The sequence below is a fragment of the Campylobacter hyointestinalis subsp. lawsonii genome (assembly GCF_013372165.1).
Taxonomy (GTDB): domain Bacteria; phylum Campylobacterota; class Campylobacteria; order Campylobacterales; family Campylobacteraceae; genus Campylobacter; species Campylobacter lawsonii.
This window is the reverse complement of the sequence record NZ_CP053828.1, coordinates 219,849-243,937: the sequence shown is the minus strand read 5'-3', so window position 1 is coordinate 243,937 and position 24,089 is coordinate 219,849. Positions and strand designations below refer to the sequence as shown.

Here is a 24,089-nt window from a genome sequence, read left to right as displayed (position 1 = left end):
TCCTTATAAATTTACTTCATACTCTCAACGCCACTTATAATCTCTATAAGCTCTGTTGTGATGCTTTCTTGTCTTGCTTTATTATAAGCAAGATTTAACTCTCTTACTCTGGCTTTTGCGTTATTTGTGGCATTATCCATAGCTTGCATTCTAGCACTATGCTCCGCTGCTAGAGAATCTATAAGAGCATAATACATACTATACTCAAAATATTTTCTCATAAGCTCATCAAGGATTTTATCATCATTTTCTGGTTCTATTTCCATAAGAGAACTAGAAGCACTAGCACCATCTATAGATGGGATATTTATAGGGACGATATCATTTATCCTAATCTCTTGAGAGATCATATTTTTATATCCATTATGGACAAGTATGACCTTATCTGTAGTACCTGACATAAAATCGTTAATAGCATCAGTAATAATGCCTTGAGCTTTTTCGTATGTCGGTGCAGAACTTACACCTTTATAGCTCTCTAGGATTTCAGTGCCTTGAAAATTAAAAAATTCGATACCTTTTTTACCTACGGCTCTTAAGCGGACTTTTATTTTTTTAGATTTATACTCTTCTATCATATTTTTAATGGTTTTTATGGTAGATATATTAAATCCACCGCAAAGTCCCTTATCTGCAGTAACAAATATGATGTCTATTTTTGTTACTGGAGCATCTAAATCAAAAAATTTACTATCTTTACCGACTATTTTAAATTGATTTATTTTATAAGCGATTTCGCTTATCACCTCATTTATCTTAAGAGCATAAACACGTGAGTGACGAGCTGCTTCTTCTGCTTTTTTTAGTTTAGCAGTAGATACGAGCTTCATCGCCTTTGTTGTTTTCTGGGTGTTTTGAACACTCTTAATCTTTCTTTTGATATCTTTTAAATTTGACATATCTTAGCCTTATTCAGCGCTAAATGTTGCTTTGAAATCATTTAATGCTTTAGTTAAAGTTTCTTCGATATCTTTATCTAGTGCTTTTTTAGTTCTAATTTGCTCAAAAATTTCTGAATATCTAGCCTCTATATAAGGATAAAGCTCAGCTTCAAATTTAGTTACTGCACTTACAGGAATATCATCAAGGTAACCTTTACTTCCTGCAAAAATTATGATAACTTGATTTTCTACTGGAAGTGGGCTATAAGGAGGTTGTTTTAGTACTTCAACCATTCTTTGTCCGCGCTCAAGTTGTTTTCTACTACTCTCATCAAGATCGCTAGCAAATTGAGCGAATGCTTGAAGTTCGCGATATTGAGCAAGATCAAGGCGAAGTGTTCCAGAAACTTTCTTGATAGCTTTGATCTGAGCTGATCCGCCAACACGGCTAACAGATAGACCAACGTTAATAGCTGGGCGAATACCTGAGTTAAATAGATCACTTTCTAAGAAAATTTGACCATCTGTGATAGAAATAACATTCGTAGGAATATAAGCTGAAACATCGCCTGCTTGAGTCTCGATAATAGGTAGAGCCGTAAGACTTCCTGCTCCTAATTTATCGCTTAATTTACTAGCTCTCTCAAGTAGTCTTGAATGTAGATAGAAAACATCACCTGGATAAGCTTCGCGACCTGGCGGTCTCCTTAAGATCAATGACATTTCGCGATAAGCCACAGCGTGTTTGCTTAGATCATCATAGATGATGAGTGCGTGGCGTGAGTTATCACGGAAATACTCACCCATAGTAACACCTGCGTATGGAGCTAGATATTGAAGTGCCGCAGAGTCGCTTGCACTCGCATTTACGACTATTGTATAATCCATAGCACCATATTCTTCAAGTTTTTTAACAACTTGGGCAACTGTAGATTGTTTTTGACCGATAGCTACATAGATACATATAACATCTTGACCTTTTTGGTTTATGATGGTATCTATAGCAACTGTTGTTTTACCTGTTTGACGATCGCCGATTATAAGCTCTCTTTGGCCTCTACCGATCGGAACCAAACCGTCAATAGCTTTGATACCGGTTTGTAGTGGCTCATGAACTGATTTTCTAGCCATGATGCCTTTTGCTTTTTCTTCGATAAATCTTGTTTCTGTAGCTTCTATAGCACCTTTTGCATCTATTGGCTCACCAAGTGCATTTACAACACGTCCTATCAAAGCATCACCGACTGGAACACGAAGAAGTTTTCCTAATCTTTTAACACTAGTTCCTTCTTTTATACCGCTTGATTTACCAAGTACGACTATACCAACACTACTTTCTTCAAGGTTTAAAGCCATACCTTTTTCGCCGCCCTCAAACTCTACCATCTCTCCGGCCATAACATTTTTTAGACCATAGACGCTAGCAACTCCATCAGCAACAGATATTACTTTACCAGTCTCTTCAACATCAACGCTTAAGTCAAAATTCTCAATGCGTTCTTTGATGATACTGCTAATTTCGTCAGCTTTTAATTTTACACTCACGCTTTTACTCCTTATTAAATTGCTTTTAAAATATATTCGCTCATTTGAGCCTTAAGTCTATCAATAGAAAAACTAACTTCCAAACCCAAACTATCAAGCTCAATTTTGACACCGTTGTAATCATTTTTGATCGTTTCAAAACTAATTTTTGAACCAAATTTTTTAGAAAAACTTTGTTCTAGTTGCTCTTTCTCAGCTTTACTAAACTCAAAATTTCCAAATATCAATCCAGTGAATTCATTGTCTTTTACAGATTTTTGATATGCAAATTCTTTTGCGATATCTGACAACAGACCAAGTCTTTTGTTTTCACCTAAAAGATTGATAAATTTTTTAAGTTTTTCCGAACCATTTTCCACCAAAGAAAAGATAAAATCGGATTTATTTTTAGAAGAAATATCAGGTGAATCAAGTATAACTTTTAGCTTTGGAAATCCTGAAGCAACGCCAAGAATCGCTAAAGATTCATTCATTTTATCAAATTCACTAGCCTCTAAACTTGAAATCAATGCTCTTACATATTTTTTAGCTATTACTTCTTTCATCAGCTCACCTTCTTAAGCACTAAATTTACAAATTCGTTTTGATCTAATTTTAAAGCATCTGAAGTAAATAATTCATCTAAAACTTCGCTTACGACGGTTTTAATTATTTTTCTTTCTTCAAAAGCTTTTTGCTCTTCATAACTTTTTTCTAAATACGCAAGTTCATTTTGTGTATCTGCTTCAACCTTAAAAACCAAAAGCTCAGCTTCTTTTTTAGCAGTTTTTATAAGCTCTTTGGCATTTTCTTTAGCTTGTTCTACGGCTTTTATAGCTTCATCTTTTTTGGCTTTTGATTCACGAAGTTTATCTTGGATAGCTTCTAATCTAGTGGCTATAGAGTTTATTCTTCCTTTATATGCTTTTTTCACCGGTTCAGCGATCAAATAATACAAAATTCCAGCAAATATAAGAAAATTTATAGTTCTAGCGACTATATCATAGTCGTGCTGTGCAGCGTCGCTACTAGCAAATCCAAACACCGGAATTAACAATAATGATATATATCTAAGTTTCATTTTAATTCCTTAAATCTTTGACAATTTTATACTAAGACTACTTTTAAACTCAGGAAGTTTGGCTAAAAGCATACTTTTTAATTCATCTTTTCTAGATATTAAATCTTTGGAAAAAAGTTCATACTCTGATTCTAAAGTCTCTTTTTTAGCTTGAATTTTTTTAGCGGCTTCATCTTTAGCTAAATTTAAAGCAGTCTGTTTGATAGAATTTGCTTCAGCTCTAGCACTCGATATGATTCTTTCGATATCGGCTTGATATGCTCCAATATCGCTAGCATTTTTACTTACGCTTTCTTCGTCATTTTTTATCGATATATTTCTATCATCGATAAATCTTAGAAGAGGTCTGTAAAGAATGGAATTTAGAACAAAAATCAGTCCTAAAAAAATCACAACCGTAACTGTAAGTAACGGTAGATTAATCTCTAACATTAAATCTCCTTAATAAATTTCTTTGGCAAACATAAAATAGTCTAGTATTTTACAATACTAAAAACTAATTTTTACTGAATTTTTGCAATTAAATATTTAATTTCATCAGTATTTTTTAAATTTAATATAATTTTTTTCTTATTTATCTTACAATTTAATCCCAAATTTGAAAATGCTGCTTGAAGTAAGCTTAGATTGTCATTATAGTCTTGCTGTATATTATCTAAATTTGATGATTTATCTGATTTATTTTTAAGTCTTTTTACAAGATTTTCCGTATCTCTTACATTTAATCTTTGACCAATGATCGTATCTACGACCATTTTTTCATCATCTTTTTTTAATCCAACTATAATTTTTGCGTGACCTTGAGTTAGTTTTCCATCTTCAATAAGTTTTTTTGTATCATCGCCTAAGGTAAGCAAACGAAGCGTATTTGTGATCACGGTACGGCTTTTTTTTATGATATTAGATAAAGCTTCTTGCGTTATTTTATACTCTTCTATGAGCTCTTTATATGAATTTGCTAGCTCAATAGGGCTTAAATTTTCTCTTTGAATATTTTCTATAAGAGCTAATTCTCTTAGATTTTTATCTTCTAAATTTGCCACTATGGCTTTTATGCTAGATCTTCCTAGCATTTTCGTAGCGCGAAGACGCCTTTCACCGGCTATTAGCGTATAGCCATTTTCGTTTTGTATGACGATGATAGGCTGAATAAGTCCGTGTTTTTCTATACTTTGACTAAGTTCGCTTAATGCTTCTTCATCAAAATAAGTACGTGGTTGATATGGATTTGGGGTTATTTTATCTATATCGATATCTTTGACTAAATCCCTATTTAACTCTTTATCATACGCCTCTTCAACATCTGAAAGTATCGAACTAAGACCTCTACCTAATGCCATTTTTACCCCATTATCGAATATGCTAAATTTTGATACGCTATGCTACCGCTAGACTTGATATCATACAAAATAACTGGCTTACCGAAGCTTGGGCTTTCTGCGAGCTTAACATTTCTTGGGATTATAACAAAGCCCTCTTCGCTACCTTCTGCTTTAAATAATTTATTTTCAAAATGCTTTTTTAGATCGGCCACAGTCTCTTTTGAGAGATTATTTTGCGCACTATACATAGTCGGTAAAAATCCCTTAATATTTAGCTTTGGATTTATAGACTTTTTGATAACTTTTACAGTGTTTAAGATCTGAGCCAGTCCTTCCATAGCGTAAAATTCACATTGTATAGGTATGATAACACTATCACTAGCACTAAGTGCGTTTATAGTAAGACTTCCTAGGGCTGGAGGGCTATCAATGATGATAAAATCATAGCTATCTCTAAGTTCGGCAATTTTATTTTTTAGTATAAGCTTATAATCTTTATTTTGATCATTAAACTCCTGTTCTATGCCGACAAGTCCTATGTTTGATGGAGCTAGATGAAGAGATTGAATCTCTGTTTTTAGTATAATTTCACTAAGTTTTTTTCTACCTGTTAGAACATGGTATATGTTAAACTCATAATCGCTCCTGCTAAAACCAAGGCCTGTTGTAGCATTGGCTTGTGGATCAATGTCTATCAAAAGAACTTTTTTTTCAGCCACGCCTAGCGATGCAGCCAAATTTACAGCTGTTGTCGTCTTACCTACGCCCCCTTTTTGATTGGCTATTGTTATAACTTCACTCATCTTAAAGAATACACCTTTTTATTTTTTATCATTATCGAGCCATCGTTCAACAAAATAGCGTCTCTAAGGCTCGTTAGCTCGCCATCTATATGGGTATTAAAAACTCTTGATTTTTCGAATTCTATCAGATATTTGCTAAAAATTTGCTTCCATGATATCTTTAAATTTAAATAATTGATAAATCCATCAACGATATTTGGCGCTGAAATGTCGATATCAAGGATATTTGCAAAACTTGGTGATTTTTTTAAATTTATTCCCATACCACACACATATACTGATTTTATTTTTGTCGTGATAACTCCACCGATTTTTTTATCACCCAGATAAAAATCATTTGGCCATTTTATCCAAAGTTTTGAGCCGCAACTCTTTAAAAATTCACTCATCAAACTAGCAAAATATATACTAGCAGACGCTGTTTCTACGTCTTTTGCAAGATCGTTTTCATTTATGCAAAAGCTAAAATACAAATTTCCCTCATCGCTTTGCCAAGAATTCCCCCTGCTGCCTACGCCGTTTGTTTGAGTGCTTGCCACTAGGGCATAAGGTGGAGTTATGACCCTATTTTTTAGCATAAAAATGAGTTCTTCTTGAGTCGAAGGACAGCTTTTAATAAAACTTACTACCAACTCTTAGCCTTTTACCATTTATATAATCTTTTGCCAAAACACTTTTTTTCCCGGCTTCTTGAAGTACGTTTATCTCAATACTTCCGTCATTTACACCAACTACAAAACCATCTTTATCAATACGCAAAATTTCACCGATAGGACCTGATAAATTTGAAACTCTCATCTCTAAAATCTTAGTTTGATTTTCTAAAAATATGCCCGGCCAAGGATAAAAAGCTCTAAATTTAGCATAAATATCTTTAGCGTTTATTTTTAAATTTATAAGCCCGTCTTCTTTTTTTATCTTCGTGCATTTGCTACTAAGTGCGTTAAACTGCTTTATAGGCGATATATCATCAAACTCATCAAGTATCTTTATAATCAAACTTGCAGCCATTTTTGCTAATTCGCAAAAAAGTTCGCTTGATTTTAAATTTGATATATCAATCAAGCTAAAGCCTAGCATATCTCCATCATCAAGACCTACCCCCATTCTCATAGCAGTTACGCCACTAAGCTTTTCGCCACGTAAAATCGCTTCTTGGATAGGACTTGCGCCCCTAAATTTTGGAAGCAATGAAGCGTGTAAATTTATACAAGGCGCGATATCTAAAATATCTTTTGGTAAAATTTGTCCATAAGCCGCAACTACGATAAAATCAGGCTTTAAAGCCTTAATATCATTTATAGTATTGCTATTTTTTAAATTTAAAGGTTGAAAAATAGGGATATCAGTTTGCAAAACTATTTTTTTGACTTCTGGAGGAGTTAAAATCGCTTTTCTTCCTACTGGGCGATCTGGCTGCGTAAATACCGCAACTACCTTATAACCGCCATTTTTTAATATAGCCTCTAAAATGACACTAGCATAATCAGGAGTCCCCATAAAAACTATATTTTTCATTGTTTGCCTTTGAAGATTGTGCCGCCTATTTGATTATTGTCTAGTAAAAATGCTCTTGCATCGCTAAGGTCAAACCCACTAGCTAAAAACATATCTTTTTTATTGTCCATCAAAAACTTAGCAGCCAAAAGCTTTGTGGTGATGCCGCCTGTGCCGTGTTTACTACCTGTATCGCTAGTTTTGTTTAGCTCTTCATCGCTTAAACTAGTAACTAAAGGGCGGATTTTTGCATTTTTATTTTCTCTTGGATCGCTGTCATAATAACCATCTATATCACTTAATATAACTAGCAAATCAGCGTCAAAATAGTACGCCACCGCACTTGAGAGCCTATCATTATCGCCATAAACTATCTCGCTAATTCCAGTGGCGTCGTTTTCATTTATAATTGGTAAAATTTTATTTTCAAGCAAACCATTGATAACATTTTTAGCGTGATTTGTAATCTTCCTAGAGTCAAAATCCCCCGCCGTAAGAAGAATTTGAGCTGCTAATTTATTATATTTTGATAATGTTTTAGAGTAAATTTCCATAAGATACGGCTGACCCAAACTAGATAAAATTTGCTTATTTACCACGCTTGTCCTAGGTAGATTAAACTTCGCTTGCCCTGCACTAATCGCCCCACTACTAACTAATATCACATCAAATTTATCACTCAAATCGCTTATAAATTTACAAAGATTATCTATCCTATTTTGGTTGATTGAGCCATCATCGCTTAGAACATGAGAGCCTACTTTTATCACCACTCTTTTCATCAGTTGTTGCCTTGAATTTAAAAATAAATTTTGTGATTATACTATTTTACTACTTAAATTTAATAGATTTTAATCATAATATAAGTCTGGGGGGGGGTATAATCGGATTTTAATTTTATTTAAGGAGATATTCATGGTATCAAAAAATCTTATAAAAGGCTCTTTAATAGGGCTGTGTGTATTATCGCTTAGCGGATGCGCTAGTATAATGGAGAATTCTCAAGCTCAAAAGTTTGATATAGTATCTGATCCATCAGTTGCTAAAATCACTGTAAAAGATATCAAAAGCAATAAGATTGTGATAGAAAATAAAACCCCATTTCAAATAGTTCTTGATAAAAAAGCTGGGTATTTTCAAGGAAAAACCTATTTAGTTACACTTAGTAAAGATGGATATAAAGATATAAGTTTTAATATCAAACCAACACCGAATGGATGGTATCTAGCAGGAAATTTAATATTTGGCGGGCCACTTGGTTGGCTTATAGTAGATCCATTAACTGGTGCAATGTGGAATTTAACACCTGAACAAAATGAAAATGTAATGGTTGATAAACAAATTATCACTATTAAACTTTTAAGCGATTTAACTGATGATGAAAAATTAAAACTGAAAAAAATCAATTAAAATTCTGATTAATTAGTCTAATTCTAGGCTAATTAATCAATTTACATAAAAACAAAAGTATAAAATTCTAACTAAAATAACAATAAAAGCTTAAATTAATTTGAATTTAAAAGCTCTAAAAGCCCAAATTTAAGCTCTTTTAATCCCTCTCCTGTAGCACTAGAAATAGGCAAAACAAAAAACGGCTTTTGGTGATTATACTCATAAATATCTTGTTTTTTATCAAATTTAAATTCACTCAAAAACTCTTCTATCTTCTCATCGGCGTCTCTTACGGCATCAAGGCGACTCAAGGCTATGGCGTAATCTCTTTTTGCTAGATTTGGTGAAAATTTAAAAACTTCATTTTTGAGCGTTTCAAACTGCTCTTTAAGTGAGCGATAATTTGCTAAATCTATCATATAAAGCAAAATTTTTGTTCTCTCAATATGCTTTAAAAACTGCAATCCAAGCCCCCTGCCATCGCTAGCACCCTCTATGATACCGGGGATATCAGCCATCACAAATCCATTAAATTCATCAACTTCTACAAGTCCTAATTTTGGCGTGAGAGTTGTAAATTCATAATTTGCGATCTGCGGTTTTGCGTTTGATATACTTGAAATAAGAGTTGATTTGCCGACATTTGGAAATCCTACTAAACCAACATCTGCTATAAGCTTTAGCTCCAAACGGATATTTTTACTCTCGCCCGGAAGTCCTAGCTGGGCTTTAGTTGGGGCTTGATTTACGCTTGTTTTAAAATGAACATTTCCAAGTCCGCCTTTTCCACCCACCAAAAATAGCTCTTTTTGACCTTCTATGGTAAGATCTAGCAGAAGTTCATTTGTATCTGCATCATAAACAGCAGTGCCAGGCGGAACGATAAGTTCAAGATCATCTCCTTTTTTTCCTGTCATATTTCTAGGAAGTCCAGGTACGCCGTTTGCGGCTTTCATAGATCTTTTGCCTTTGTAGTTGGCTAGAGTGTGAGTGTTGTTATCTACTATAAAATAAACATCTCCGCCATTCCCGCCATCTCCGCCGTCTGGTCCGCCTAAAGGAACGTGTTTTTCGCGACGAAAACTAGCACATCCAGCACCACCCTTGCCACTACTTACACTAAAACTTGCACTATCTATAAACATAAAATATCCTTAAATTTAAGGGGATTATAATAAAAAATTGCTGAAATTAAAATAGAAGAGATAGCCCAAAATGGGCTATGAGTTACGCTGCAGGATAAACAGAAACTTTTTTTCTGTCTTTGTCTTTTCTTTCAAATTTGACAAAACCATCAATAAGTGCAAATATAGTATGATCTTTTCCAATACCTACATTATTGCCTGGGTGAGTTGCTGTTCCTCTTTGGCGGATTATGATATTTCCAGCTCTTACAAACTCACCGCCAAATTTTTTAATACCTAAACGGCGACCAATACTATCACGGTTATTTTGGGTTGAACCTTGACCTTTTTTGTGTGCCATACTTTACTCCTTAGGCTTTTATGCTTGTAACTTTTACGCGAGTGTATTGTCTTCTAAAACCGCGTTTTAATTTTGAGTCTTTTCTTCTGCGTTTTTTGTAAATAACGACTTTTTTGTCTTTACCTTCGCATACTACTTCTAAAACAACTTTTGCACCACTCACAAACGGCGCACCTACCTTTAAACTGCCATCATTAACTACTAAAACTTCGTTAATCTCGACACTTGACTTTGCTTTGGCTTCAAAATGATCTAAATTTAGAAAGTCGCCTTCACTAACTTTATATTGTTTTGAACCATGTTTGATAATCGCATACATCAAACTATCCTTTAAAATTTGGTAAGACCAAAAAGCATTTCTAAATTTAAAATATAGAAAATTTTAGGGGCTTATTTTGGTTGTAAAATGTGGATTATACTCAAAATTATATAAATTTCAGTTGAAAATAAATTCAAAATTATAGTTTATATGTTGCATAAATTTAATATTTTATTAGTAATACTAAAAATAGTAAAAACTATTTTAATAAATATTTTAGTCAAGTCATAAAATAATATGGAAAATAAGAAATGATGAATAAAGTTCGCCCCAAAATATGGAGCGAAAGATTATTATAGCTCTGGTTTTGGAGTTTTATCAGTGCTTCTTGGGAACATTGGGTAAGTGACTTTTGGCATTTCACCTGTTAGTGAATTTAAGAATGTTGCTATGCTTTTTGCTTCTGCATCGCTTATTTCGATGCCTAATTGAACACTACCCATAGTTTTAACAGCTTCTTCAAGTGACCATATAGCACCATTGTGGAAATATGGGGCAGTTTCAGTGACATTTCTTAAAGTTGGAGTTTTAACCATGCCATTTGCATCGCCTTTAAAATCGCCTATATTTGCAAATTGATACTTACCTGCTACCTCAAATGCCTGCATAGAACCGCCCAAATTTACACCTGTATGGCAGCTTACACAACCTTTATCAAGGAATAATTTAAGACCTGCTTTTTCATCTTTTGTTAAAGCTTTTTTGTCGCCTTTTATGAATTTATCAAATCTTGAAGGAGTAAGAAGTGTTCTTTCAAAACTTGCTATAGAATCAGCGATATTGTCAAATGTAACACCATCTTTATATATTTTTTTAAATTCAGCTACATACTCAGGGAGTGAGCTTATTCTCTCTACTGCAAGTGCTGCTGGAGTAGCCATCTCAGGCTCAGCTTCGATTGGTCCTTTTGCTTGATCTACTAAAGTCATAGCACGACCATCCCAAAATTGTGTTGTGTTTAAAACTGAGTTATAAACTGTTGGAGAATTTAAATGATGTGGGTTTGCAGTCCATTTGTGGCCTACAGCAGCTGCGATACCATCGGTTCCGCCTAGACCTAGATTGTGGCATGTATTACAGCTTATGATTCCGCTTTTTGATAGTCTTGGTTCAAAATATAGCTTTTTACCAAGCTCAGCTTTAGCTTCACTAAATTTATTTGGTTTTACACCTATCTCTTTAAGCATAGCATCAACTTGTTTTTGATCGCTTGGTAGTGCAACTAGACCTGCATTTTTTGCCTCTTTTAATAAATCAGCATCGCTTATAGCAAACATCGAGCTTGCAACTAGAACAGAACTTAAAAATAAAACTGAACCTTTCATGGTCATCTCCTTACATAGTTGTAGTAAATATAATGAAATTGTATAGCAGTCAAAATTAAGTTATAATAAATTTTATTGTATTCTAAATATTATTAGAACTTTATTTTTTAAATTTAGAATAATATTATAAATTTAAATTATATTATTTAAGAGATTATTTATCTTTTTATAGCTATTTTAGCGATATTTTTTAGAAATATAAATTTTTATTATAAATTAATTTTATATTAAAATATAATTTTAATTTTATTAGAAAAGTTGTTACTTTATTACACAATAAACTAAAAAATATAATAAATTTATTGTTTGATTATTGTAAAATTCGAAAAATATTTCAAAGAATCCAAATATTTTAAATGGATCCTTTGAATTTAAAAGATTAGATGTTTGCGTTTTTGATAAGCACTCTTTTGCGATAAATATTTGAAACTTCAGTCGCATCACCGACTAAAAGAGCATTTGTAGAACAAACTGCAGCACACATAGGCACCTTACCTTCAGCAATTCGGTTTTGACCATAAAGATGACGCTCAGCTTCGCTGTTTGTCTCCTCTGGACCACCTGCACACATAGTGCATTTATCCATCTCGCCTTTGATGCCAAACGCTCCATCTCTTGGAAACTGAGGAGCACCAAAAGGGCAAGCGTACAGGCAGTATCCACAACCTATACACTTATTTTTGTCGTGTAAAACTATGCCGTCTTCTCTTATGTAAAAGCATTGCACGGGACATACTTGAGCACAAGGTGCATCAGTGCAGTGCTGACACGCAATAGTGCTAGATACTTCTTTGCCTTCAACGCCATCATTTAAAGTGATGACTTTGCGGCGGTTTATTCCGACTGGAACTTCATGAGCTGAACTACAAGCAACTTGACACGCAAAACAGCTTATACATCTGTTTTTATCTACATAAAATTTCATTCTTGCCATTTTAAATTCCTTGCTCATTTCTCATCAAAAAACGAAGTTTTAAACATACTTTGATCTTCGGCACGTTCAAGCCTACAAAGTCCTGCATTAAACTCTGAAATTTGAGTGTTTATATCAAAACCATAGTTTGTAACCGTATTTGAGCTTTCGCCTATAGTATAAGGTTTAGTTCCTTCTGGATATCTATCGCTTAAATCTACACCTTGCATAATACCCGCAAAGTTATATGGCAGACATATCCTATCAGGAGTAACGCTATGACTATGAATACATTTTACTTTTATCTTTGTGCCTTGAGGACTATGTATCCACATCATCTCTCCGTCTTGTATGCCATATTTCAAAGCAAGCTCTGGATTTACGTGAGCAAACATTTCTGGAGTTATATGGGCTAAATATTTACTAGTTCTCTCAAGCATTCCTGCACCACTTAAATTTACTAGACGCATTGAACTAATGATAGTAGGGAAATCCTTACTCCAATCTTGAGCCTTTTGCTCACTTATAAATTTAGTAGATACCCTAAAATTTCTAGCTTGATCATCAAAAGTAGGATACTTCTCTACTAGATCTTGACGTGGAGAGTGAAGCGGTTCTCTATGTTTTGGATACTGATCTGCAAACTCCCAAACTATCGCTCTTGCTTTTGCGTTTCCACAAGGGCTAACGCCAGCTTCTTCACATTTTTTAGCTATGATTCCGCTATAGTCCATGCTCCAGCTACTACCCATCTTAGCTTTTTCTTCTTCGCTTAGAGTGATGCCTAGAACTCTTTCTATATTTTCTTTAGTGATCTGAGGATAACCACCTTTTACTTTTGATCCAGGAAGCGTAACGGCGTCTTCTGCTAATTGACTAACACCATTGTGCTCAAGTCCAAAACGGTTTCTAAATCCCATACCGCCTTTCCAAACAGGTTTTGTAACGTCATAAAGAACTGGACTGCCTGGATGGTTTTTATTCCAACAAGGCCAAGGAAGACCGTAATACTCTCCTGCTACAGGGCTACCTGGTTTTCCCATCAACGTATCAGGATCGAAATTCTCCCAGTTTTCTTGATGTTTTTTTAGACGATCTGCAGTACGTCCGTTATTGCCAATACTTTGGGTAGTTCTTGCTATCTCATTTGTAGCATCATCTGGCCACACGAAGCTATCTTTAACCTTTTTGATTTCTCCATCAACTACATCAAGCATCATACCTTTTACATACTCATCATAAAAACCAAATTTTTTAGCAAAAAGCATCATTATTTCTTGATCCTGCTTTGCCTCATAAATCGGAGGTATAACTTGACTTCTCCACTGAGCAGAACGGTTTGTAGCGCTTACGTATCCACTACTTTCAAACTGAGTTGAAGCAGGAAGTATATAAACTCCATCTTTTCTATCGCTTAAAACTGCTACTTCATTTACAAATGGCTCTACTATTACAAGCATATCTAATTTATCTATAGCCTCTTGTATTTTTGTAAGATGCGCCATAGATGTGATACCAGTACCTTGTACCCAAAGTACGCGTAAATTTCCACTTGAAAATGTATTTTCCTCTTTTAAAACGCCTTGCCACCATTTAGATAGAGAATAGCCTTTTTCATTTCTCCAATTTCTATCTTCTGGATTTTTTGGATCATGATAAAAATACTCTTTAAATTTAGTATTTTCCACGTCTTCGCCGAGCTTTTCTCTAGGTTCTTTGACGCTAGTTGCGAAACGTTTTATAAATTTATCGTAGTCTTGCCCCCAACCTTTACAAAAGTGTTTCCACGCAGCATCACCCAAGCCGTAATATCCAGGAAGTGAGTCTGCAAGATTGTTCATATCTGTCGCACCTTGAACATTGTCGTGACCACGAATAATATTACATCCGCCACCATTTTGCCCTACATTTCCTAGAACTAATTGCAAGATAGAGTAAATTCTAGTATTAGAACTACCAACTGAGTGTTGAGTAACGCCTAACGCCCACGCCAAAGTCGCAGGTTTTGTCGTAGCAAAAACTCTAGTGATCTCTTTTAGTTGCTCTGCTGGGATACCTGTGACATTTTCTGTCTCTTCAGGAGTCCAATGCTCAGCTTCTTTTCTTATCTGATCGATCGCGTAAGAACGATTTTTTATAAATTCTTTATCTTCCCAACCATTTTTAAAGATTAAGTGAAGCATACCATAAGCAAACGCTATATCTGTTCCTGGTCTAAGTCTTACGTAATAATCAGCTTTTGCAGCAGATTTTGTATATACAGGATCAACTACGATAAGTTTACAGTTATTTCTATCTTTTGCTTGAAGCATATGCTTAAATCCTATAGGATTTGCAACTGCTGAATTTGCTCCGATTAGAAGTATAGCTTTTGAATTTGCTGTCACATCGCCAAAATGATTTGTCATCGCGCCATAACCCCAAGTATTGGCCACACCGGCCACTGTTGCGCTATGTCAAATACGTGCTACGTGATCTATATTATTTGTTCCCCAAAAGGCTGCAAATTTTCTAAAATAAAATGCTTGTTCATTACTAAATTTAGCCGAACCCAAAAACTCAACGCAGTCTGGCCCATCTTCTTTTCTGATCTCTAGCATTTTATCGCCGATCTCATTTATAGCGGTTTCCCAACTAATCCTCTCCCATTTGCCATTTACTTTTTTCATAGGATATTTGATGCGTTGTTTGGATTTTGTAAGATCGATCTGATCTATACCTTTACAGCAATGACTTCCTTGAGATATCGGGTGGTCTATAGCCATATCTTGTCTTATCCAAACACCGTCTTTTACCTCAGCTTCTATACCGCATCCAGCAGAACATATCGAACAAATAGTTCGAACTTTTTTTGAACCCGGAAATGGGTTTTTTATCTCTTCATTAGTAGCAGTTCTTATAGTATCGTTTTCTTTGCCAAAAGCCAAAGTGCTTCCCGCACCAAGAGCAGCTAGCTTTAAAAACGACCTTCTGCCTATATGAGATTCACTCATTTTAAGCCTTTCAGTATGCTATTTTATAGTATTTACTCCAAGCTTCACTTTGCCAGTAAAGCACCTCTTTTTTCTTTGTTTTTCCTCTAACAACGCCGTTTGAATCTGCATCGCTATAAGCTTTAGAGCTAGCTAAAGCTGAAGTCGCAGCGACTCCTGCGCCTGCAATAGCGCCTATTTTTAAAGCTTTTTTTAGAAAATCGCGTCTATTTTCCAAAGCAACTCCTTTGTAAAGTAAAATATATTTTACTTGTATTTACGATCTATTCTACTTAAAAGCGAATCAAACTATAATAATTTATAAAGATTAATAATATAAATTTATTTATATTTCAAAATATATAAATTTATATTGCGGTAAATTCATCCCAATTTATCTTGCTTTTTTGTGTAGGCATCTTAGTTTGGTATGGCTTTTTACTCATAGAAATTTCAGCCATACTTTTTTCAAAAATAGGTGCTTTAATGCCTAAAATAGAGCGTTCTAAGGCGATAAAATTTCTATAGATATTTGCATAAGCTTTGAAGAAATTTGCAGCCTTATGTTCGCTTAACATTTTAGTAAATTCATCAGAAAAATCATTTATAATTTTTTCAAATAATTCTCTTGATAATTTGAGATCACTTTTCAAAAACGTAGTCATCAGTCTAAATATGAAACCTATATAATCCTCGCTAACTTTGCACTTTTGCGAATTCCTTCTAAAGTCGCTACTTTTTAAGATTTCCATAACTTTTAAACGTTTATTGCCATCATCTCTTCCTTCGTCATAAAAACTAGCACTCAAAGGAACATTTACATAGCTCAGATCAAAAAATACCGAATTTTGTTCATTTTTAAATTTATCAAAATCAAAACCCAAAATAGTCTCAAAATCGCTTATATTTGACTCATCTATAGGACTTTTTGCTAAGTAATGGGCCTGTTCTAAAAAGCTCTTAAAGCCTGAACCATTTTCATCAAAAAACAGAGGATAAGCCAAAAATTCGTAATAATAACTCCTGCCCACATCTAAATCACTCATCAAATTCTCCTTTTTCTATCTGCTCTTTTAACATCAATTTTGCTTTACATTCAGCACAGCAATAAAGCGTTCTTAGCTTTACTGGATTACTAGCAAATAAAGGTTTTAAGGTATTTGCTATCTTTTGTATAGATTTTGCAGTGGCAAATTCCTTTCCACACTCTACGCATTTAAATAGCTCATCTTTAGCCAAAGTTTTATACTCAAAATAGCTATTTTTAAGCTCCATACCATCTCTATAAACTTTTAATGTATCTTTCTCAGCACAGCTTGTTTCGCAGTATCCACAAGTGGTACAAACAGAAGCGTTAAATTTGATAGAATTATCACTTTTATCAGCGTATAAAGCTCCGACGTTACAGGCTCCAACACAGCTCAAGCAAAGCGTACAGCTATCTTCATTTATAGTGATCTTGCCATATCTTACCCACTCTTTTGGAATAGTTTTACCAAAATCATTTTCCCCTACTAAATGTTTAACTCTTTTAGCAAATATCTCTCTTTTGCTTAAATTTGTCTGCAAAAGATCAAATTTACTTCCTTCTATAAACTCAGCAAGCTCCAAAATATCTTCTATATCGCTCTCATCTGCTAATAAAATAGCCTTTTTACCATAAGCTTTTTCATAAATTTCATTTATCAGATCTACGCTGTCTTTTGTGCCTTCGCCCAAATTCTTTGTTAGTAAAATGATAGTAGCTCCAGTCGTTTGAACTAAATTTAAAAGGTAAGATTGATCTAGAAAATTTACTGTTTTTAACATAAGCGGTAAAACTTTATCTTTTAGCTTAATGTTTAGATTATCTAAATTTATACTCTCATCAAGAATGAGCGCTATATGATCCTCATAAAATTTGCTTATAAACTCAAAGCCCTGTCTTGGGTTCATTCTCCATTCGATTGACCCACTTGGACAAACACTCGCGCACAGTCCGCAAGAGACGCAGTCTATATCAGAAAATACAAGCTCTCTTTTTTCGTCATCTTTCATTATGGCGACACTTGGACAAATATCTACGCATTTAGCGCAGTGCTCGCTCCTACGCCTTGCATACTGACAAATGCTATCATCATAGCTTATTAGCTTTTTATAATCAAATTTAGGACTTACGCTCTTAACTAAATTTAATATCTCATTCTCATTTAAACCATCTATCTCAAAACAACCACTTTGCCTTAGCATAAAGTCTTTTGCGCCACGTACAAGCAAGATATCAAAATCGCAACAGAAGCTCTCATCACCAAAGTCGCTAGTTTCTTTTGTATTATTAACCTTTAAAATTCCGCATAAATCGCCGATTTGTCCGTATATCAGCTCTACTTCGGCGTGAGTTATCTTTATGACGTTAAATCCAAGCTCCTTTAGCGGTTTTTCGATGTTTTCACTCTCGTTACTCACAAGCAAGATATTTTTGCCTATCTCTTTGCTAAAATCGACATCTAAAGCGTAATCAAACTCACTAGCTCTAATCTCATATAGCTTTAGTGAATTTTTTGCTTTTGTTAGGGTATTTTCTGTCGTATTTTTAAGATAAAAATTTATCTCTGGAGCATAAATGAGCGCGTCAAGCTCCTTTGAATTCGCTACTAAAAATTTATCATTCGTTTTTTCATTTAAAACTGCTATTTTATCGCTAAGAACTATCTCATCTTTGCATAAAAATGCAAATTCTTGCATTAATTTTCCTTGTATAGAATTTACTTTTATTTTATAGTTTTTTGAATTAATCCACGCTGAGCAATTATAACTAATCATTATCATAAAAGGAAAAACAAAAGTAAAAAATGTTATACTTAATCTAAATTTAAGATGGAAAAAGATGGCAATGAAACTACCTAAAATCGACAAGATAGTAAATTTAAAACAGTTTGAAAACGGCTTTAAACCAGCTCTTTTAGAGATTGCAAAAAAAGTTATAAATAGGCTAAGAGAGAGTAAAAACTCTGAAATAAAAGAAAATGAGATAATAGATCTTATAGCAAAAGATTATGCTAAATTTGAAAACTTACGCACGAAAAATTTGATAAATGCAACCGGGGTTGTAGTCCATACAAATCTTGGCAGAAGCCCTATTAGCAAAGAGATCATAGAAAAAATAACTCCACTTATTAGCTCATATTCAAATTTAGAATACGACATCTGCGGTGGAAAAAGAGGCGATAGATATAGTTTTACGAGTTATTTATTTAAGTTAATGCTAGGCTGCCAGGACGCCCTTATAGTAAATAATAACGCTGCTGCTGTATTTTTAGTGCTAAACACTTACGCAAAAGATAAAGAGGTCATAGTAAGCAGGGGCGAACTAGTAGAGATAGGCGGAAGTTTTAGAATTCCAGAAGTCATGGCAAGTAGCGGATGCCTGATAAAAGAAGTCGGCACCACAAACAAAACGCATCTTAGCGACTATGAAAACGCCATAAATGAGAATACAAATGTTATCCTAAAAGTGCATAAATCAAACTACGATATAGTCGGATTTAGCGGGGAAACAAGCATAGAAGATATCTCAAATTTAGCTAAAAAATCAAATTTGATAAGCTACTACGATCTAGGAAGTGCTTACGTAAATGAGCTACCTTTTAATCTAGGCAAAGACGAAAAGAGTCTAAAAAAAGTCCTTCAAAGTAGCGTGGATCTAGTAAGCTTTAGCGGGGATAAATTATTTGGAAGTACGCAATGTGGGATAATTTTAGGTAAAAAAGAGCTTATAGATAGGCTAAAACAAAATCAGCTTTTAAGAATGCTAAGGGTAGATAAAATCACACTTAGCATATTAAATGAAACTATAAAAGCATACTTAAATAAAGAATATAAACTAATAAAACCATTAAATCAAATTTATAAAAACGTTAATGAACTTGAGATTTTAGCCAAAAACGTTGCTAAAAATATCAAATTTAAAACCCAGATCAAAAGCACTAAAACATTCATCGGTGGCGGAAGCTTACCAAACACGCCATATCCTAGTGTAGCACTCGCATTTTTAGGAAATGCAAACACTCTTGAGCAAGAATTTCGCCAAAAAGGCATAATCGGACGTATTGAAGAGGGTAAATTTATACTAGATTTTAGATCTATTTATGAAGATGAGATTCCAAATTTAATCAACAAAATAAACGAGGTAAATGGTGAATAACTTAATAATAGGCACAGCCGGACACATAGATCACGGAAAAACCGCTCTTATAAAAGCATTAAATGGTTTTGATGGAGATGAGACAAAAGAAGAAAAAGAGCGAGGAATCACGGTAAATCTTAGCTTTTCAAATTTATCAAATGCCTCTTCAAATATAGCATTTATCGATGTTCCTGGTCACGAAAGCCTTATAAAAACTATGATAAGTGGAGCATTTGGGTTTGATGCTGCGATGCTTGTAGTAGCAAGCAACGAAGGACTTAAACCTCAGAGCAAAGAGCATATCGCCGTGCTAAATTTACTAAATGTAAAAAACATAATCCTAGTCGTAACAAAGTGTGACCTAACAAATACTCTAGCTCAGCAAAAAGTACAAAGCGAAGTAAAAGAGTTTATAAAAGAGTATAAAAATTTAAGTATATACGAAACATTTTTCGTGAGCATAAAAGATCCTAGTAGCATAGAAGAGCTTAAAAATTATCTCTTTACGCTAAATCCAAAAAAACACGATGAAACTGCACTTTTTAGATATTACATAGATAGAGTTTTTAGCCTAAAAGGTCATGGAGTGATAGTCACAGGAAGCGTACTAAATGGAAGCGTAAAACTCTCAGATAAGCTTTTAAATTTAGACATAAACGAAATGTTTAGCGTGCGCTCATTAGAAGTTCATGCTCAAAACAGAGATATAGCATTTGCTCCAAATAGAGTAGCGCTAAATCTTAGCGGCGACAATACTCATAAACTAGAAAAAGGGCAAATTCTAAGCAAGAAAGGGTTTTGGCGAGGATTTTTTGAGGCGGATTGTTTTGTGAATACTAGCATACCTCACGGAAGCGAACTGCTTTTTTGTGTAGGGACAAAACAAGTAAATGCCAAAGTTTTGCATCTAAAAGATGGTTTTTACACTTTTAAATTTGATAAAAAAATGTTTTTGCAGTTTGATGAGCTGTTTGTTTTACTAAAAGAAGGTAGAGTAATAGGCGGCGGAAGAGTGCTAAATCCAGTAAATGAACCGCTTAAAAAAGAGCAAAAAATCGCACTTTTAAACTCGCTTAAAGAAAAAGATTTTTTATCTGCTTTTGCTAGACTAGCAAACACTCATAAACACGGATTTGGACTAATATCAAGTGTGCAAAGATTTGGCTTAAACCAAGAAGACGCGCTTAGCTTGGCTAAAAATTTAAATAATGTATTTGTAGATGTAAAAAACGGGTGTATCTATGGTAAAACCGCCTTTAAAGATGTTAATGAATTTGTAAATTTCATCATACTTAAAAATCCAAATGCCCTTTTTTCTCCTTCAAGCATAAATTTAAAACTAAACTGGGCTTCACAAGAGCTCATACAAAAAGTTCTAAACGAGCTAGAAGCCAAAGAAATCATTCAAAAAAATGGCGGAATTTATACTAAATTTGGAGCTGATTTTGACAAACTAAGCCTTAGTTTGGAAGATAAAATTTATGATATTTTAAAAGAGCAAAATATAACGCCAGAGGCACCATATAATATATATGATAAACTTGATATAGACAGGACTTTAGGCGACTTAGCGTTAAAAAAACTCACAAAAGCAAAAAAGGTAGTAAGACTAGAGCACAATCTTTTTATCGAAGAAAACGCCCTTTCAAACGTAATGCAAAGCTTGAGAAATATCATCAAAAAAGAAGGTTTTGCCAACATAACAAACGTAAAAGCAAATTTAGGACTGAGTAGAAAATACGCTCTTGCCTACTTAGAATATTTGGATAATTTTAAAGATATTACTAAATTTGAAAATGATAGAGTTTTTGTTTAGAAACAATTCATATAATTCAAAAATTTTATATAAGGGTAATAAATGAAAAAAATAATTGTATGTAGTTCTTTGATAGCGGCTAGTTCTTTGTTTGCTATAAGCGACGCAGATATTTTGGAGCTATTTAGCGCAGCTAGCGTTCAAGGCTTAAGCGTAAAAGTTGATTCAAAAAGCAAATTAGAAGGCACAAAATTTGAACAAATAGTCATAGAGATCACAGATGGAAAACAAAGCCAAAAGCAAGTTTTATTTACTGATGGAAAATATATATTTCCAGATATTATAGACATAGATAAAAAAACTTCTTATGCAAACCATTTTAACGAAATACAAGAAAAAGCGGCTATGAAAGGTGCTTATAAAAGACTTGGAGAAGTTCTGAAAGAAGAAGGAAATTCAAGGATTATAGAGCTAGGAAACGATCCTAAAAAACCTACAAAATATCTATTTACAGACCCAGACTGCCCATACTGCAGACTTGAGCTAGACAAGATCGAAAAAGATCTTGAAAATCTAAATTTAAAAGTAGTAATGGCGCCGATTTCTAGCCACGGCGAAGATGCTATAAAAAAATCAATAGCGATATATAAAGAAGTAAAAAACGCATCAAGCGATGAGCAAAAGATAAAAATCTTTAGAAAATACTATGCAAAAGATGCAAAAGCTCCAGCAAATATAACAGATGATGAAGTCAAAAAAGAGCAAATCGCCATAAACAGATACTTTGAAACAGGCGCCATAAGAGGCGTACCTGCGATGATTGATGAGAGTGATCTAAAATAACATAGGGCTTTATAAGCCCTATCCCAAATTTATGCTATCATTGCAGATAAAATTCTCAAGGAACAAAACTTGATAAACAATATAGCCATAATAACAGCGCGTGGCGGAAGTAAAAGAATTCCACGTAAAAATATCAAAGATTTTATGGGAAAACCTATGATACATTACGCCATAAATGCAGCTATGAATGCTGGAATTTTTGATGAGATCATGGTTTCAACTGAAGATGAAGAGATAGCTAGTATCGCTAAAAATCTAGGTGCAAAAGTTCCATTTTTACGAAGTGCCAAAACAGCAGACGACTTTGCTACAACAAATGATGTTATAGAAGAAGTACTAAGCCAGTATGCGAAATTAGGAGTTTTCATCGAAAATATATGTTGCATTTACCCTTGCGTACCATTTATAAGTGGCGAACTTTTAAAACAAGCCCATAAAATATTTATATCTACAAATGCAGACAAACTAACTCCGGTAGTCAAATTTTCATTTCCCATACAAAGGGCTTTTAGAGTAGATGAAAAAGGATTTTTAAAATACCGCGAACCACTCAATGCAAACAAAAGATCTCAAGATCTAGAACCGATGTATCACGACGCTGGAATGTTCTATTTTTATAAAGCAAACGCGCTAAACTCAGGTGATAGAGTACCATTTATCCTAAGCGAAGATGTTACGCAAGATATAGATACTATGGACGATTGGAAAATGGCAGAGCTTAAATACAAGGTATTGCATGGCTTATAAAATTGGACTTAAATTATGGTCTTTAAATGAAAACTATATAAATAGTGCGATAACTCTTTATGAAAATGGAGTTTATGATTATATTGAGCTTTATGCTGTGCCAAATTCTCTTGATAAAATCAGTATTTGGACAGATATGAAAAGCAAATTTAATATCCCTTTTGCTATCCATGCTCCACATTTTAGTAGTGGTTTGGACTTTTCAAATAGAGATAAATTTAGCTCAAATTTAAAATTAGTAGAGCTTACTCGTGCTTATAGCCTTGAGCTTGACGCTATTTATACTATTTTTCATCCAGGAATTGGCGGTAAGGTTGATGAAAGTATAAGACAGATAAATAGTATAAAAGATTTTAAATTTATAATAGAAAACAAGCCTTACGTAGTACCTATGAATAACGCTCCAGACGCATTTTGTATCGGTTCAACCATTGAAATGATAAAAAAAATAATAGACCAAACAGGGCGTGGATTTTGCCTTGATATCGGTCACGCTTTAGCGAGTGCAAACTATCAAAAACTAGACCCTTATGAATATATCTTAGAATTTAACTCTCTAAAGCCGTCTGTATATCATCTAAGCGATAATGATAGCACAAGCATTTATGACGCACATTTGCATTTTGGAGATGGAAATATTGATTTTAAAAAAATCCACTCTATCATAGATAAAGATAAATTTCTTGCTATAGAGACGATAAAAGATAGTAAAGAGAATTTAGATGATTTTATAAAAGATTCTAAATTTATAAAGGAGTTAAAATGAGCCAAAAAGTAGCCCTAGTAATAGGTGCTAGTAGTGAGAGTGTTTTTGCTATTAGCGAAGCCAAAAAAGCCGGACTTAAAGTTGTAGCTTTTGATGGCAATAAAGATGCAATCGGACTAAAATTTGCCGACGTATCTTTCGTAGTAGATATAAGAGATCCAAAAAATATCATAGAAAAACTTATGGGGGGGGTACGAGCCTATAACGATTTTACCGGTTCCTATCGGTAGATATCTGATAACAACTGGAAGTATAAATGACTACTACAAACTAGATGGCGTTAGCTACAAAGCTGCTG

Annotated in this window: 26 protein-coding genes; 7 read left to right on the top strand and 19 right to left on the bottom strand. The window is 33.9% G+C overall.

From position 1 onward, the window contains the following. Positions 1–11 precede the first annotated feature (11 nt). From atpG to proB, 10 genes are all read right to left on the bottom strand, one after another. Entirely contained in the window at positions 12–899 is an 888-nt protein-coding gene (gene atpG, locus CHLWT_RS01375; RefSeq protein WP_112000667.1) for an ATP synthase F1 subunit gamma, read from the bottom strand. Positions 900–908: 9 nt separating this feature from the next. Next, positions 909–2,426, bottom strand: coding sequence for a F0F1 ATP synthase subunit alpha (gene atpA, locus CHLWT_RS01370; RefSeq protein ID WP_063998742.1), 1,518 nt, complete (start codon positions 2,424–2,426; stop codon positions 909–911). Between the two features lie 14 nt (positions 2,427–2,440). Beyond that, entirely contained in the window at positions 2,441–2,971 is a 531-nt protein-coding gene (locus tag CHLWT_RS01365) for a F0F1 ATP synthase subunit delta (RefSeq protein WP_112000666.1), read from the bottom strand. Next, positions 2,971–3,486, bottom strand: a complete 516-nt coding sequence (locus CHLWT_RS01360) for a F0F1 ATP synthase subunit B (RefSeq protein WP_112000665.1) — start codon at positions 3,484–3,486, stop codon at positions 2,971–2,973. Before CHLWT_RS01360 ends, CHLWT_RS01365 begins: the two co-directional genes overlap by 1 nt. 9 nt (positions 3,487–3,495) lie before the next feature. Further along, positions 3,496–3,918 (bottom strand): FoF1 ATP synthase subunit B', encoded by a 423-nt coding sequence (locus CHLWT_RS01355; protein WP_063998745.1) that lies wholly within the window; start codon positions 3,916–3,918, stop codon positions 3,496–3,498. A gap of 71 nt (positions 3,919–3,989) precedes the next feature. Further along, on the bottom strand, positions 3,990–4,826 hold the full coding sequence (locus CHLWT_RS01350) for a ParB/RepB/Spo0J family partition protein (protein ID WP_111949529.1): 837 nt from the start codon (positions 4,824–4,826) through the stop codon (positions 3,990–3,992). A gap of 2 nt (positions 4,827–4,828) precedes the next feature. Next, positions 4,829–5,611, bottom strand: a complete 783-nt coding sequence (locus tag CHLWT_RS01345) for a ParA family protein (protein ID WP_063998747.1) — start codon at positions 5,609–5,611, stop codon at positions 4,829–4,831. Next, complete coding sequence (locus CHLWT_RS01340; protein ID WP_373924821.1) at positions 5,608–6,189, bottom strand: biotin--[acetyl-CoA-carboxylase] ligase; 582 nt, start codon at positions 6,187–6,189, stop codon at positions 5,608–5,610. Before CHLWT_RS01340 ends, CHLWT_RS01345 begins: the two co-directional genes overlap by 4 nt. Before the next feature lie 34 nt (positions 6,190–6,223). Next, positions 6,224–7,129 carry a methionyl-tRNA formyltransferase gene (gene fmt / locus CHLWT_RS01335; RefSeq protein WP_112000663.1) on the bottom strand — a complete coding sequence of 302 codons (906 nt, stop codon included), beginning with the start codon at positions 7,127–7,129 and terminating at the stop codon, positions 6,224–6,226. Then, positions 7,126–7,890, bottom strand: a complete 765-nt coding sequence (gene proB, locus CHLWT_RS01330) for a glutamate 5-kinase (protein ID WP_151062168.1) — start codon at positions 7,888–7,890, stop codon at positions 7,126–7,128. Before proB ends, fmt begins: the two co-directional genes overlap by 4 nt. Positions 7,891–8,023: 133 nt before the next feature. On the opposite strand from proB, the gene CHLWT_RS01325 reads away from it, so the two are divergent. Further along, positions 8,024–8,518: a hypothetical protein gene (locus CHLWT_RS01325; RefSeq protein ID WP_112000611.1), complete on the top strand. Its 495-nt coding sequence runs from the start codon at positions 8,024–8,026 to the stop codon at positions 8,516–8,518. A 95-nt stretch (positions 8,519–8,613) separates the two neighbouring features. On the opposite strand, the gene obgE is transcribed toward CHLWT_RS01325, so the two are convergent. The 9 genes from obgE to CHLWT_RS01275 form a co-directional block, all read right to left on the bottom strand. Further along, positions 8,614–9,645: a GTPase ObgE gene (obgE, locus tag CHLWT_RS01320; RefSeq protein ID WP_112000612.1), complete on the bottom strand. Its 1,032-nt coding sequence runs from the start codon at positions 9,643–9,645 to the stop codon at positions 8,614–8,616. Between the two features lie 82 nt (positions 9,646–9,727). Next, entirely contained in the window at positions 9,728–9,985 is a 258-nt protein-coding gene (gene rpmA / locus CHLWT_RS01315; protein WP_111971125.1) for a 50S ribosomal protein L27, read from the bottom strand. A 10-nt stretch (positions 9,986–9,995) separates the two neighbouring features. Beyond that, the gene (rplU, locus tag CHLWT_RS01310) at positions 9,996–10,304 is read right to left on the bottom strand and encodes a 50S ribosomal protein L21 (RefSeq protein WP_112000613.1); all 309 of its coding nucleotides are present in this window, start codon (positions 10,302–10,304) and stop codon (positions 9,996–9,998) included. Between the two features lie 293 nt (positions 10,305–10,597). Beyond that, positions 10,598–11,629, bottom strand: coding sequence for a cytochrome-c peroxidase (locus tag CHLWT_RS01305; protein WP_112000614.1), 1,032 nt, complete (start codon positions 11,627–11,629; stop codon positions 10,598–10,600). A gap of 379 nt (positions 11,630–12,008) precedes the next feature. Continuing rightward, a complete protein-coding gene (fdh3B, locus tag CHLWT_RS01300) occupies positions 12,009–12,563 on the bottom strand; it encodes a formate dehydrogenase FDH3 subunit beta (RefSeq protein WP_063997586.1) in 555 nt (184 codons plus the stop codon). Between the two features lie 14 nt (positions 12,564–12,577). Further along, complete coding sequence (locus CHLWT_RS01295) at positions 12,578–15,535, bottom strand: formate dehydrogenase subunit alpha (RefSeq protein WP_082858036.1); 2,958 nt, start codon at positions 15,533–15,535, stop codon at positions 12,578–12,580. A 10-nt stretch (positions 15,536–15,545) separates the two neighbouring features. Then, positions 15,546–15,752 (bottom strand): twin-arginine translocation signal domain-containing protein, encoded by a 207-nt coding sequence (locus CHLWT_RS01285; protein WP_034961936.1) that lies wholly within the window; start codon positions 15,750–15,752, stop codon positions 15,546–15,548. A 130-nt stretch (positions 15,753–15,882) separates the two neighbouring features. Next, on the bottom strand, positions 15,883–16,560 hold the full coding sequence (locus CHLWT_RS01280; RefSeq protein ID WP_112000615.1) for a molecular chaperone TorD family protein: 678 nt from the start codon (positions 16,558–16,560) through the stop codon (positions 15,883–15,885). After that, positions 16,553–18,238, bottom strand: a complete 1,686-nt coding sequence (locus CHLWT_RS01275) for a 4Fe-4S dicluster domain-containing protein (RefSeq protein ID WP_112000616.1) — start codon at positions 18,236–18,238, stop codon at positions 16,553–16,555. The genes CHLWT_RS01280 and CHLWT_RS01275 overlap by 8 nt, the downstream gene beginning before the upstream one ends. A 142-nt stretch (positions 18,239–18,380) precedes the next feature. On the opposite strand from CHLWT_RS01275, the gene selA reads away from it, so the two are divergent. From selA to CHLWT_RS01245, 6 genes are all read left to right on the top strand, one after another. Further along, on the top strand, positions 18,381–19,697 hold the full coding sequence (gene selA, locus CHLWT_RS01270; protein WP_112000617.1) for an L-seryl-tRNA(Sec) selenium transferase: 1,317 nt from the start codon (positions 18,381–18,383) through the stop codon (positions 19,695–19,697). Further along, complete coding sequence (gene selB, locus CHLWT_RS01265) at positions 19,690–21,495, top strand: selenocysteine-specific translation elongation factor (RefSeq protein WP_112000618.1); 1,806 nt, start codon at positions 19,690–19,692, stop codon at positions 21,493–21,495. Before selA ends, selB begins: the two co-directional genes overlap by 8 nt. Positions 21,496–21,537: 42 nt before the next feature. Continuing rightward, the gene (locus CHLWT_RS01260; RefSeq protein ID WP_112000619.1) at positions 21,538–22,278 is read left to right on the top strand and encodes a thioredoxin domain-containing protein; all 741 of its coding nucleotides are present in this window, start codon (positions 21,538–21,540) and stop codon (positions 22,276–22,278) included. Between the two features lie 69 nt (positions 22,279–22,347). Next, entirely contained in the window at positions 22,348–23,025 is a 678-nt protein-coding gene (pseF, locus tag CHLWT_RS01255; RefSeq protein ID WP_112000620.1) for a pseudaminic acid cytidylyltransferase, read from the top strand. Beyond that, complete coding sequence (locus CHLWT_RS01250) at positions 23,015–23,791, top strand: TIM barrel protein (RefSeq protein ID WP_112000621.1); 777 nt, start codon at positions 23,015–23,017, stop codon at positions 23,789–23,791. The genes pseF and CHLWT_RS01250 overlap by 11 nt, the downstream gene beginning before the upstream one ends. After that, positions 23,788–24,021 carry a hypothetical protein gene (locus tag CHLWT_RS01245; RefSeq protein ID WP_112000622.1) on the top strand — a complete coding sequence of 78 codons (234 nt, stop codon included), beginning with the start codon at positions 23,788–23,790 and terminating at the stop codon, positions 24,019–24,021. The genes CHLWT_RS01250 and CHLWT_RS01245 overlap by 4 nt, the downstream gene beginning before the upstream one ends. The last annotated feature ends 68 nt before the right edge of the window (positions 24,022–24,089 follow it).

Coding starts and splice junctions, on each gene's coding strand:
- atpG (WP_112000667.1), bottom strand. CDS start 899: ATGTCAAATTTAAAAGATATCAAAAGAAAGATTAAGAGTGTTCAAAAC.
- CHLWT_RS01365 (WP_112000666.1), bottom strand. CDS start 2,971: ATGAAAGAAGTAATAGCTAAAAAATATGTAAGAGCATTGATTTCAAGT.
- CHLWT_RS01360 (WP_112000665.1), bottom strand. CDS start 3,486: ATGAAACTTAGATATATATCATTATTGTTAATTCCGGTGTTTGGATTT.
- CHLWT_RS01355 (WP_063998745.1), bottom strand. CDS start 3,918: ATGTTAGAGATTAATCTACCGTTACTTACAGTTACGGTTGTGATTTTT.
- CHLWT_RS01350 (WP_111949529.1), bottom strand. CDS start 4,826: ATGGCATTAGGTAGAGGTCTTAGTTCGATACTTTCAGATGTTGAAGAG.
- CHLWT_RS01345 (WP_063998747.1), bottom strand. CDS start 5,611: ATGAGTGAAGTTATAACAATAGCCAATCAAAAAGGGGGCGTAGGTAAG.
- CHLWT_RS01340 (WP_373924821.1), bottom strand. CDS start 6,189: ATGCTAAAAAATAGGGTCATAACTCCACCTTATGCCCTAGTGGCAAGC.
- fmt (WP_112000663.1), bottom strand. CDS start 7,129: ATGAAAAATATAGTTTTTATGGGGACTCCTGATTATGCTAGTGTCATT.
- proB (WP_151062168.1), bottom strand. CDS start 7,890: ATGAAAAGAGTGGTGATAAAAGTAGGCTCTCATGTTCTAAGCGATGAT.
- CHLWT_RS01325 (WP_112000611.1), top strand. CDS start 8,024: ATGGTATCAAAAAATCTTATAAAAGGCTCTTTAATAGGGCTGTGTGTA.
- obgE (WP_112000612.1), bottom strand. CDS start 9,645: ATGTTTATAGATAGTGCAAGTTTTAGTGTAAGTAGTGGCAAGGGTGGT.
- rpmA (WP_111971125.1), bottom strand. CDS start 9,985: ATGGCACACAAAAAAGGTCAAGGTTCAACCCAAAATAACCGTGATAGT.
- rplU (WP_112000613.1), bottom strand. CDS start 10,304: ATGTATGCGATTATCAAACATGGTTCAAAACAATATAAAGTTAGTGAA.
- CHLWT_RS01305 (WP_112000614.1), bottom strand. CDS start 11,629: ATGAAAGGTTCAGTTTTATTTTTAAGTTCTGTTCTAGTTGCAAGCTCG.
- fdh3B (WP_063997586.1), bottom strand. CDS start 12,563: ATGGCAAGAATGAAATTTTATGTAGATAAAAACAGATGTATAAGCTGT.
- CHLWT_RS01280 (WP_112000615.1), bottom strand. CDS start 16,560: ATGAGTGATTTAGATGTGGGCAGGAGTTATTATTACGAATTTTTGGCT.
- CHLWT_RS01275 (WP_112000616.1), bottom strand. CDS start 18,238: ATGCAAGAATTTGCATTTTTATGCAAAGATGAGATAGTTCTTAGCGAT.
- selA (WP_112000617.1), top strand. CDS start 18,381: ATGGCAATGAAACTACCTAAAATCGACAAGATAGTAAATTTAAAACAG.
- CHLWT_RS01260 (WP_112000619.1), top strand. CDS start 21,538: ATGAAAAAAATAATTGTATGTAGTTCTTTGATAGCGGCTAGTTCTTTG.
- CHLWT_RS01250 (WP_112000621.1), top strand. CDS start 23,015: ATGGCTTATAAAATTGGACTTAAATTATGGTCTTTAAATGAAAACTAT.
- CHLWT_RS01245 (WP_112000622.1), top strand. CDS start 23,788: ATGAGCCAAAAAGTAGCCCTAGTAATAGGTGCTAGTAGTGAGAGTGTT.